This is a genomic window from uncultured Ruminococcus sp. (genome assembly GCF_946415235.1).
GTDB lineage: Bacteria > Bacillota > Clostridia > Oscillospirales > Ruminococcaceae > Ruminococcus.
Genome location: NZ_CAMKRR010000092.1, coordinates 1 through 11,465, shown reverse-complemented (window position 1 = coordinate 11,465; position 11,465 = coordinate 1). Strand labels below are relative to the sequence as shown.

At 49.4% G+C, this 11,465-nt stretch carries 10 protein-coding genes; 2 read left to right on the top strand and 8 right to left on the bottom strand.

Going from position 1 to position 11,465, the window contains the following annotated elements:
* Positions 1-448 precede the first annotated feature (448 nt).
* Together Q0R37_RS12775 and Q0R37_RS12770 are read left to right on the top strand one after the other, a co-directional pair.
* A complete protein-coding gene (locus tag Q0R37_RS12775) occupies positions 449-1,186 on the top strand; it encodes a VWA domain-containing protein (protein ID WP_294754880.1) in 738 nt (245 codons plus the stop codon).
* A 9-nt stretch (positions 1,187-1,195) separates the two neighbouring features.
* Positions 1,196-2,263: a PP2C family serine/threonine-protein phosphatase gene (locus Q0R37_RS12770; RefSeq protein ID WP_294754878.1), complete on the top strand. Its 1,068-nt coding sequence runs from the start codon at positions 1,196-1,198 to the stop codon at positions 2,261-2,263.
* Between the two features lie 236 nt (positions 2,264-2,499).
* On the opposite strand, the gene Q0R37_RS12765 is transcribed toward Q0R37_RS12770, so the two are convergent.
* From Q0R37_RS12765 to ileS, 8 genes are all read right to left on the bottom strand, one after another.
* Positions 2,500-4,311 (bottom strand): ammonium transporter, encoded by a 1,812-nt coding sequence (locus Q0R37_RS12765; protein WP_294754877.1) that lies wholly within the window; start codon positions 4,309-4,311, stop codon positions 2,500-2,502.
* A gap of 383 nt (positions 4,312-4,694) precedes the next feature.
* Positions 4,695-5,639 carry a transketolase family protein gene (locus Q0R37_RS12760; protein WP_294754876.1) on the bottom strand — a complete coding sequence of 315 codons (945 nt, stop codon included), beginning with the start codon at positions 5,637-5,639 and terminating at the stop codon, positions 4,695-4,697.
* Between the two features lie 5 nt (positions 5,640-5,644).
* Positions 5,645-6,484 (bottom strand): transketolase, encoded by an 840-nt coding sequence (locus Q0R37_RS12755; protein ID WP_294754875.1) that lies wholly within the window; start codon positions 6,482-6,484, stop codon positions 5,645-5,647.
* Between the two features lie 201 nt (positions 6,485-6,685).
* On the bottom strand, positions 6,686-7,012 hold the full coding sequence (locus Q0R37_RS12750) for a hypothetical protein (RefSeq protein WP_294754874.1): 327 nt from the start codon (positions 7,010-7,012) through the stop codon (positions 6,686-6,688).
* Between the two features lie 4 nt (positions 7,013-7,016).
* Entirely contained in the window at positions 7,017-7,838 is an 822-nt protein-coding gene (locus Q0R37_RS12745) for an HAD family hydrolase (RefSeq protein WP_294754873.1), read from the bottom strand.
* An 11-nt stretch (positions 7,839-7,849) separates the two neighbouring features.
* Positions 7,850-8,764, bottom strand: coding sequence for an RluA family pseudouridine synthase (locus Q0R37_RS12740; RefSeq protein ID WP_294754872.1), 915 nt, complete (start codon positions 8,762-8,764; stop codon positions 7,850-7,852).
* Positions 8,757-9,257, bottom strand: coding sequence for a signal peptidase II (gene lspA, locus Q0R37_RS12735; protein WP_294754871.1), 501 nt, complete (start codon positions 9,255-9,257; stop codon positions 8,757-8,759). Before lspA ends, Q0R37_RS12740 begins: the two co-directional genes overlap by 8 nt.
* Before the next feature lie 157 nt (positions 9,258-9,414).
* Positions 9,415-11,465: isoleucine--tRNA ligase (gene ileS / locus Q0R37_RS12730; RefSeq protein ID WP_294754869.1), on the bottom strand; the 2,051-nt coding region annotated here is incomplete at its 5' end.

Below are 11,465 nucleotides of genomic sequence, written 5' to 3'. Positions count from 1 at the left end.
TTCTCGACCTTAGCCTTCTTTGCTTCGAGTACAGCATTGCTTGGCATAGTGTGTATTCACCTCCGAATGATTTTTTATCGTATTCAGAGAGAGCAATAAAAATGCCCATTCCGACAGCGCAGAATGGACAATGATAATTCTATCAATTGCTATTCCTCGGCGGGACTTACTGAGCCTTAGCTCTGCCAGCTGTCTTTAGAATACGATGCTGTATATTTCACAGCTTGATAATTATAGCATATATTTTCTGTCTTGTCAAGCATTTTCTTCAAAAAAAGCGATCAAAAACTGAATTAACAAACTACTTGACCTAAGATGAGTTTCATGTTATAATGTTTATGATTAGTTCCGTGATATGGGGAACTTTCACGATTTTTATGCCGACAGGCAATATTACGGGCGGTAATTGTCCGCTCATACAAGCTTAACGCGAACGGAGGTCATAGTAATGCCAGGTTTAGATGATTACGCTCCCGCTGTCAGAAAGGTCATGACACTTTTTTATGTCATAGATACCTCGGGAAGTATGCAGGGAAGCAAGATAGGACAGGTAGAATCAGCTCTTGAGGAAGTAATGCAGACACTTCAGGAGATCAGTGACGAAAGCGACGACGCTGAAATAAAGATCGCAGTGCTGGAGTTCTCAACAGGTGCTTCGTGGGTAACTCCCGAGCCCGTTTCACCCGAGGGATACCGCTTCAAGACCTTTGAAGCCTGCGGCGTTACCGACCTCGGCGCTGCCTGCAAGGAGCTTGACAAGAAGCTCTCAAGGAACGAGTTCCTTCAGACCGCGGCAGGCGCTTATCCGCCTGTTATACTCCTTTTCAGCGACGGCGGTCCTACAGATAACTGGGAGAGCGGACTTGACGCTCTTAAAAAGAACAACTGGTTCAAGCGCTCCATAAAGATAGCCTTCGCTATCGGCGATGACGCAGACAAGGACATACTCGCCCGCTTCTCGGGAAGCTCTGAGACCGTCCTCGATGTAAAGAACAAGGATCAGCTCCGCCTTATGATAGAAAAGGCAAGCGTTATCACAAGCGTTTTCGCAAGCCATTCAAGCACAGTGGACAGCGATACAGACCCTGTGGAGATATCAAAGCAGCTTGCAGAGGACGTCAAAACTCAGACAACAGAAGCTCTCAGCGATGCAAATACCGCTGACTGGGACGAATCCGACTGGTAAGGTGAGGTTATGCAAAGATTATTTTCCTTTGCTCAGACAACTATCGGTGCTTCACATCTGAACCGCGGCATTGTTTGTCAGGACAGCTCTGCCTGTGCGGATAATGAGAATTATTCCTTTGCGGCAGCTGCGGACGGTCACGGCAGCGCCTGTTATCTCCGCACGGAAAGAGGCTCGAGGTTTGCTGTTGAATGTGCGAGGGACTGTGTAAAGGAGTTCCTTGAGGGACTTGAAAATGCAGACGAGGCGCTTTCCGACGAGCGTCAGCGTGATGAGCTGTTCAATCAGCTCTGGAGAAGCATTATTGCCCGCTGGCACGACAAAACGGAACAGGATTTCAAGAACGATCCATTTACCGAGGAGGAGTATGAACGTATCCCCGAGAAATTCGCAAATTACCGTACAAGATATGAAGCAGGCGACTATATAGGCGCTTACGGTACTACCCTGCTCTTTGCGGTAGTTACCGAGAATTACGCTTTCGGAGCTCAGATAGGCGACGGCAAATGCGTAGTCATCGACGGAGACAGCAATGTTTTTGCTCCTGTCCCCGAGGATCCGCGCTGCTACGAAAATGTTACCACTTCAATGTGTCAGGACGACGCGGCTCTCTCCGCAAGATTCTTCTATCTTCCGAAAGGACTTATGCCTGCGGCTGTATTCCTTTGCTCGGACGGAGTGGAAAATTCCTACTGGAACGAGGAGCAGCTCTTCTGCTTCTTCCGCGGACTTGCTCTCACTATCGTCGAAAACGGCATGGAAGAGGGTATTTCACAGCTTGCCGAGTTCCTGCCGTCCATGACCAAAAAGGGCAGCGGTGACGACGTGACCTGCTCGGGCATTATTGATATGACAAAGCTCAGCTCATGCTCTGACGGCATACGCGAGGACCTTGCGGAAGCTTCTCTTGCCGCAGCTGTTCCAGTGGGTGAAGCTCTCGGGGCTGAAGAGATAGAATATGACGATGAGGAATTACAGCAGGTAATATCCGATGTTATCGCCGATAAGGCAGACAGCGGAGAAGCTGCCGCAGAACCCGAATCAGAGTCGGAAACTGTGCCCGAAAAAGAAGAATAAGCAATGATATTGATCACAGGCTGCGTATTTTTTCGCAGCCTGTTTTTGTAATTTAAAAGCCATAGAAACGTCGGCAAAAATGCTGACGTTTCTATGGCTTTGCTGTATTTATTTCAAGGAGAGGTCTATAGTAAAGACTTTACTGTTATGCTAAAACATCATACTCCGAAAAGGAGCTTGCCGTGAGCGGAAGTGATGAAGCTGCCGCCCTTCACAGCAGTAACGCCTTGCCGTATTTACGCTTTTTCCCACTCTGCAGAGTCGTGAAGTGCGTTGTAGCCTTCCTCGCCTGTTCTTATCTTGATTACGTTCTCGATGTCGTAAATGAACATCTTTCCATCACCGTAGTTGCCTGTATAAAGAGCTGCCTTAGCTGCTGCAACGACCTTTTCAACAGGAACCGCACATACTGCGATCTCTGCCTTGACCTTAGGCAGCAGGTTCATCTCGACCTTAGCACCACGGTAGTAGTTTGTCTGTCCGTTCTGCATACCGCAGCCGAGGACATTTGTTACTGTGATGCCCTTGACATCAATGTGTTCCATAGCCTCGATGAACTGCTGGAGCTTCTGCTGTTTGAATATAACAACGATATTTGTGAGCTTTGCTGCACCGTCAGGTGAAGGTGTGGAGTAGTTCTTTACTTCTACTGCTTCATCTACCGTAACAGCAGGAGCTTCGGGAGTACCTACTACCTTTACGCTCTTTGCGTCCTCCTTTGTGTAGCCGTGCATACCTGCATCTGTAAGTGCGGGAGCAAAGTCAGCGTAAGAGGAAATAAGTCCATGCTCTGTAATGTCAAGACCCAGTATCTCTTCCTGCTCGGAAGCGCGGAGACCGAGAGTTTTCTTGATAACTGTGAATGTAATTGTAATAGCTACAGCTGCGAATGAGGCTACAGATACAAAGCCGAGGAGCTGTAAGCCAAGCTGCTCGAAGCCGCCGCCGTAGAAAAGTCCTTCTGCCTTGATGCCGCCGCTTTCAAGCTGTATAGCATATCCTGGAGAAGTCTCTGTTGCGAAAAGACCAACTGCGATAGTACCCCAGATACCGTTCATCATGTGAACTGCAACCGCACCAACAGGGTCGTCGATGTGGAGCTTATAGTCAAGGAGCCATACGCCAAAGCATACCAGTAAACCTGATACTACGCCTACTGCGATAGAACCGAAGCAGTCCATGACATCACAGCCTGCTGTGATACCTACAAGACCTGCCAGTGAAGCGTTAAGACACATTGAAACATCGGGCTTGCCGTATTTTACCCATGTGAAGATCATACAGGTTACTGTTGCAACAGCAGGAGCTACTGTTGTTGTGAGGAAAATGGAATCGAGCTGTGCAACGCTTGAAGCTGCTGCGGGGTTGAAACCGTACCAGCCGAACCAGAGGATAAATACTCCGAGGGCACCTATCGTAAGGTTGTGTCCCGGGATAGCGTTTACCTTGATCTCGCCGTCCTTGGTCTTGACAAATTTGCCTATACGTGGGCCAACGATCTTAGCACCGATGAGGGCACAGATACCGCCGACCATGTGTATAGCGCATGAACCCGAAAGATCGTGGAAGCCCAGCTGTGCAAGCCAGCCGCCGCCCCATATCCAGTGTGCTTCAACAGGATATATCAGCGCACTGATGATAGCCGAATAGATGCAGTACGAAAGGAATTTCGTTCTCTCTGCCATAGCACCTGATACTATAGTAGATGTAGTCGCACAGAATACAAGGTTGAATATGAACTGATCCCACTGGAAATCAGCGTAGCTTGTGAATATATCAAATCCGGGAGCACCTATAAGACCAACGATATCCTCACCGAGAAGAAGTCCGAAGCCTATTGCAATGAACATTACTGTACCGATACAGAAGTCCATAAGGTTTTTCATAATGATATTGCCTGCGTTCTTGGCACGGGTGAAGCCTGTCTCCACCATTGCAAAGCCTGCCTGCATAAAGAATACGAGAGCTACCGCTATCATAAACCATACGCCAAATACTGTTTTGTCTGTATAATCAGTCAATTGATCTATAATTGTCTGAGTATCCATAATTATTACCTCCTTAAAAGTTACAGCATAAAATTTAACGGGGTGTACGATGCACCGATATCCTCAGCACATCATACACCCCTTTGTGTATGGAATTAGCGCTATAAACCAAAACAGCGCCGCAGACTTACCGTCTGCAGCGCCCTTGCTGTTTACAATGCAATTATAGTCCTTTATTCTTCTTTTGTCAACTGCTTTTTTGAAACTTCGGAAGTTTTTATAGATTTAAAGTGCTTTAAACGCAAAAAGCAATGCGTGTTTTACAAAAACGATATTTACTGTATCAACGGAGCAATACAGCCGTTTATGAAATGAATTCCGCGCTATTGCCCGTATATTATATTTTCTGCCATAAAAAGGGCGGAACGTTCCGCCCTTTGAGATCACTTCTTGATATTAGCCTTGACTGTCTTAACGATATTCTCAGCTGAGAGACCGAACTCCTTGAGGAGAGCGACCGCAGGACCTGAGTGACCGAACTCGTCGTTCACGCCGATCTTGACAACGGGAACAGGACAGCACTCTGTAACTGCATCTGCTACAGCCGAACCGAGACCGCCGATAACGCTGTGCTCCTCGGCAGTAACGATGAGACCTGTCTCCTTTGCACACTTGCAGATGAGCTCCTTGTCGAGAGGCTTGATAGTGTGGATATTAACAACTCTTGCGGATATGCCATCAGCCTCGAGAGCCTTTGCAGCCTCTACAGCCTCATTTACCATGAGACCTGTAGCAACGATGGTAACGTCCTTACCGTCCTTCATGACAACGCCCTTGCCAAGCTCGAACTTGTAGCTTGCAGCATCGTTTATAACCGGTACTGCAAGTCTGCCGAAACGCATATAAACGGGTCCTTTGAAGTCGAGAGCAGCCTTTACGGCAGCCTTTGCTTCTACGTCGTCACAGGGGTTGATGATAGTCATGCCGGGGATAGTTCTCATAAGAGCGATATCCTCGTTGCACTGATGTGTAGCGCCGTCCTCACCAACAGAGATACCTGCGTGTGTAGCGCCGATCTTTACATTGAGGTGGGGGTAGCCGATAGAGTTTCTTACTATTTCAAAAGCTCTTCCTGCTGCGAACATTGCGAATGTGCTTGCGAAGGGGATCTTTCCGCAGGCTGCGAGACCTGCTGCAACGCCCATCATATTAGCCTCTGCGATACCGCAGTCGAAGAAACGGTCGGGATAAGCCTTCTTGAATATACCTGTCTTTGTTGCAGCAGCAAGGTCTGCATCGAGAACTATCAAGTCCTTGTATTCCTCGGCAAGCTCCTTAAGAGCCTCGCCGTAGCTTTCTCTGGTAGCCTTTTTGATTACATCTGCCATGATAATTAGTCCTCCAATTCCTTTAACTGCGTGCCGAGCTCTGCCATTGCCTGCTCATACTGCTCCTGATTGGGAGCTGTACCGTGCCAGCTTACCTGATTTTCCATGAATGAAACGCCCTTGCCCTTTGTGGACTTCTGAATGATAGCCACAGGCTTGTCCTTTACTGAGTCAGCCTCTGTGAAGGCTCTGTCGATGTCGTCGAAGTCGTGAGCGTCCATTGTGATAACGTGCCAGCCGAAAGCTGCGAACTTATCGGTGATAGGCTCGGGTGAGCATACCTCGGTGATGGGACCGTCTATCTGTAAGCCGTTGTTATCAACGATAGCAACGAGGTTTGAGAGCTTCTTGTGAGCTGCGAACATAGCAGCCTCCCATACCTGTCCTTCCTCGATCTCGCCGTCACCGAGGACAGTGTATACCTTGTATGACTTGCCGTCGATCTTTCCAGCGAGAGCCATACCTGCTGCTGCCGAGATGCCCTGTCCGAGTGAACCGCTGGACATATCAACGCCGGGGATATGGATACACGGATGTCCCTGAAGAAGTGCGCCTATATGACGGAGAGACTTCAGCTCGTCAACAGAAAAATAGCCTCTCTGTGCCAGTACCGAGTACAGCGCAGGAGCCGTGTGTCCTTTTGAAAGAACGAATCTGTCTCTGTCGGGAGCGTCAGGGTTCTTGGGATCATTGTTCATTTTGTTGAAGTAGAGATAAGTGAGTGTGTCGCTTATCGAGAGCGAACCGCCCGGGTGACCTGATTTAGCGTTATAAGTACCTTCGATAACGCCCATTCTGACTTTGCAGGCAGTTTTCTGCAATTCCTTTTTAAGCTTTGCGTCCATATTGACCTCCAATATTTTATTTGACGGCATATTGCCGTGATCTGCTTTTTGGGAGCAGGGGCAGGCTTTCTCCTCCATCCTGTAAATGAAAGGTCAGACGGACGGTCCTGCCCCTGCGGGGTTGGCTATACCAATATTATACCGCAATATTTGAGTGATTGCAATGCATTTCTTGCTGAAAATGTAAATTTAATATGTACATCATCCCACAGCCATCATGATAAGCACGATGACATAGAAGATGAAAAAGCCCGTACACGCCACAGCAGGCAGTGATATGAGCATCTTGTTCTGTCTTTCGTGGAGAGTGCCTCTCAGTTTCAGCGCTTTCATGAGCAGCAGAGAGATCACCCACATGGGTATGTTGAATACTGCCAACGCAAGGGTAACGGCGTCCTCGAGAGTAAAATTTCTGGTACTCTCCGAGCTCATGCCGCTTACTCTGCTGTACACCAGCAGTCCGATAAGTCCCAGTACGCATAATACCGCGACTATGTATACCGTGATTGCCGCCTTCTTTTTCTTCATTGTTCTACTTTCTGCACCTTTCGATTATATATTCTATGAGCTCCGAAACAGCTCCCTCGTCATTGGTGCGGGTAAGGATAAGGTCTGCCTTTGCCTTGACGGAATCCTCAGCATTTGCGGGACAAGCTCCCAGGTCGGCTTCGGCTATCATTTCTGTATCGTTGTCGAAATCGCCTATTGACACGAAGGTGCAGCCTTCCATGCCGCTGAGTTTTCTGTATTCAGCAAGAGCCGAGCCCTTGCTCACTCCCGAGGGGAGCATTTCAAGAAATATTTCCGAGGACTTTACATAGTCAACGCCCCCGTGACCGAGCTTCCTTACAAGAAGCTCCATATGCTCCACATCCTCTGGGGACATGGAGAAAAGCACCTTCAGCCAGCCGCCGTCCTCTATATCTTTCAGCTCCGCGTAGGTTGGTTCTATGCCGCAGAGCCTTGTGTGCAGCTGCTGATAATCGGTATTGCTGAAAACATAGGTGCCGTCTGTTTTCAGCACCTCTCCGCCTGCCTCGGGCATGAGACCGAGAAGCTCCTCGACGTAGCTCCTTGCCTCCTTCGGAAGCGGATGGGAATAGAGCGTTTTTCCGCTTGTATAGTCGTGGATAGCCGCTCCGTTGTACATTATGACAGGGTACCTGATATCCAGTATGCTCAGGAACTGCTCAAAGGACTGCACCGTGCGTCCCGTTGCGACCGTGAAGCGTCCTCCCAGCTCAGTGAAATGCTCTATGGCGCGGCGGTCTGTGTCGGTTATCCTCTTGTCAGTACTGAGAAGAGTCCCGTCCAGATCGCTCAGGAGCACTACTTTTGATATATCTTCAAACAAGGGTATTCCTCCTACATCTTTTCAAGCCTTGAAAGTATGGATACGAAATAATCGGGAAGCTCGCTCTCAAACTCCATATACTCCCCTGTTGTCGGGTGTATAAAACCTATTTTGCGGGCGTGGAGACACTGCCCCTCAATGCCCTTGTAAGGCTTTCCGTAAACGTCGTCCCCGAGCACGGGGTGTCCGATATAGCTGAGGTGGACTCTTATCTGATGAGTTCTTCCCGTTTCAAGCCTTAGCCTCACATGGGCGTAGCCGCCGTACTGCTTTATAACACAGTAATGTGTGACCGCGTTCCGTGAATTCTCCGCTGTCACGCACATCTTTTTCCTGTCTGTCTTATGACGTCCTATAGGAGCGTCAACAGTACCCTCGGTCTCCCTGAAATAACCGCAGGCAACTGCCTCATACTCTCTTGTGAAGCTGTGAGCCTTTATCTGCTCGGCAAGCTTCAGGTGTGAAGCGTCGTTCTTTGCAACTATGAGCAGTCCACTGGTGTTCTTGTCGATACGGTGAACTATGCCGGGGCGTATAACTCCGTTTATGCCCGAAAGGCTGTCTCCGCAGTGATGGAGCAGAGCGTTCACAAGAGTGCCCGTGTAGTTGCCGTGGGCGGGATGTACCACCATGCCCTTTGGCTTGTTCACAACAAGGAGGTCGTCGTCCTCATAGACTATATCCAGAGGGATATCCTCGGGAACAGCGTCCATAGGCTCGGGCTCGGGTATCTCGGCAGTCACCTCGTCCCCTGCCTTCAGCTTACAGTTTTTGCTGACCTCCTTACCGTTCACAAGGACAAGTCCTTTTTCGATAAGTCCCTGAACGGCAGAGCGTGTCAGCTCCGCAATATTGTCCGAAATGTATTTGTCGATACGGCTTCCCGCGTCCTCTGCGGAAGCTGTCAGCGCGACTTTCTCATTCATCTGCTTCCGCCTTTTCCTTCTTTGCCTTTTCTATCTTCGGGTCGATGAACAGTCCGTAGATAAGAAGCATAACGAACGCAAAGGTAACGCATATGTCCGCAACATTGAAGATCGCGAATTTGAACAGCTTTAACTCGAACATATCCACTACATACGCATAGCGGAAGCGGTCTATAAGGTTTCCGATGCCGCCTGCGATAAACAGCGCTATGGCTACATTGAGGAATTTCGAGCGGCGATAGAGCTTTATCAGCAGAACTATCCCCAGCAGCACGATTATTCCCGTAAAGCCCACAAGGAACCACCTCTGTCCCGACATTACGCCGAAAATAGCTCCGTCATTCTCGAGGTAGGTAAGGTCGAATATCTTGAAGTCGCCGATGCGGATAAAGTCCATACTTCCAACGGGCTTGAGCTCGTGTACAGCCCAGTATTTGACAAGCTGATCTGCCGCAACCAGCAGCACTGTCAGCAGCGTTAGTATTACCGCCATGTGTTTTATCCTTTCAATAAGACTGCCTGCCGACCGTTCGAGCCGACAGGCAATATAGTACAGATTATAGCAAACGATAAAAGCTTTTTGCGTTTGCTGTTTGCCGATCCGCACGGAGCAAACTTTAGTTTGCGTATGTGCGAGGCACTTTTAATAATTACGCTTCTACTGCGATCGCGCATCTCTCGCAGAGAGTAGGATGCGTATGATTCGTGCCGACGTATTTGCTGAAGCACCAGCAGCGCTCGCACTTTTCTCCCTCAGCCTGAGCTACTGCGTATACAGTCTCAGCGCCGTTCTTCTCTACCTCTACGCCCGAAACGATGAGAATATCCTTGAGCTGATCCGCAAGTGAAACATACCTGTCGTAGTCCGCATCGCTGCTCTTGATTATTATCTTAGCCTCAAGGGACTTACCGATAGTCTTTTCGTTTCTTGCGTCCTCAAGAGCCTTATTTGCCCCGAGACGTGTATTGTAGATGAACTGCCATTTGTCGATGAAGTCGGCTGTGAAATCTATGCCGCTCTTCTCGGGCATCTGATTGAGGAATACACTCTGAGTGTCGTCGCCTGCGGAGTGGGGCATGAACTGCCATATCTCCTCGGCTGTGAATGAAATGATAGGTGCGGCAAGTCTTGTCATCGCACTAATTATGCGGTACATTGCCGTCTGAGCTGCGCGGCGGAGAACGGAATCCTCCTTCTCGCAGTAAAGTCTGTCCTTGATTATGTCAAGGTAGAAGTTGGACATATCTATTACGCAGAAATTATGGAGTGCGTGGAGTGCGATATGGAAGTCGAATGCCTCATAGCCCTCCTTCATCTTGTCGATGAGAGTATCCAGCTTCATGAGAGCCCACTTGTCAAGCTCTGTGAGCTGATCGTCGCTCACGCTGTCCTTATCGGGATCGAAGCCTGCACCGTTTCCGAGGTTGCCCAGTATGAAACGTGCGGTATTTCTTATCTTCTTGTAAGCGTCGGAAAGCTGTCCGAGTATGGTCTTTGAGATACGGATATCGCTGTGATAGTCGGAGGAAGCTGCCCAGAGACGGAGTATATCAGCACCGTACTGGTCTGTTATCTCGCTTGGGTCGATACCGTTTCCGAGGGACTTGTGCATTGCCTTGCCCTCGCCGTCAACTACCCAGCCGTGTGTGCAGACTGCCTTGTAGGGAGCACAGCCCTTGTATACCACAGATGTGAGGAGTGACGACTGGAACCAGCCTCTGTACTGGTCAGCGCCCTCGAGATAGAGGTCGGCAGGCCATGTAAGGCTCGGGAAGTCCTTGCCTTCCATAACAGCAGTATGCGATACGCCGCTGTCGAACCATACGTCCATGATATCGTATTCCTTTGTGAACTCACCGCAGCCGCAGTCGCACTTTACGCTTGCGGGAATGAATTCCTTTGTATCTCTTGTCCACCATGCGTCGGCGCCCTCCCTGCGGAAGAGCTCGGCGATAGCGGAGATAGTTTCGTCATTGTATATGGGCTTGCCGCAGTCCTTACAGTAGATAACTGGTATCGGAACGCCCCATGTTCTCTGACGGGATATGCACCAGTCGCTTCTGTCGCGCACCATGCCCTTTATTCTGTCCTCGCCCCACTCGGGTATCCACTTTACGGACTCGATAGCCTTTATAGCCTCGTCCTTGAAGCCGTTCACCGAGCAGAACCACTGCTCTGTAGCTCTGTATATGATAGGGCTGTTGCATCTCCAGCAGTGAGGATACTGGTGGACGATCTTCTGAGTTGCCAGCATAGCGCCCAGCTCTGTAAGCTTTGCGGCGATAGCCTTGTTTGCCTCGTCTGTGTCCATTCCCTCGAACTCGCCTGCCTCGGCGGTCTGCCTGCCCTTTGAGTCAACGCATACGATGATGCCGATATCGTCATAGTTCTTGCACACCTCAAAGTCCTCGACACCGTAGCCGGGAGCTGTATGTACGCAGCCCGTACCGCTTTCGAGAGTTACGTGGTCGCCTACGATGATAGGTGACGGACGGTCGTAGAGAGGATGCTTTGTCTTCATGCCTTCAAGCTCTGCACCTGTGAAGATATGCTCTGTGGTATACTCTGTGATACCTGCTGTCTCCATAGTTGTCTTTACGAGCTCTTCAGCCATTACATAGTACTCATCACCAACATGGACGAGAGTATAGTTGTACTCAGGACCGAGGCATATAGCAAGGTTGCCGGGGATAGTCCATG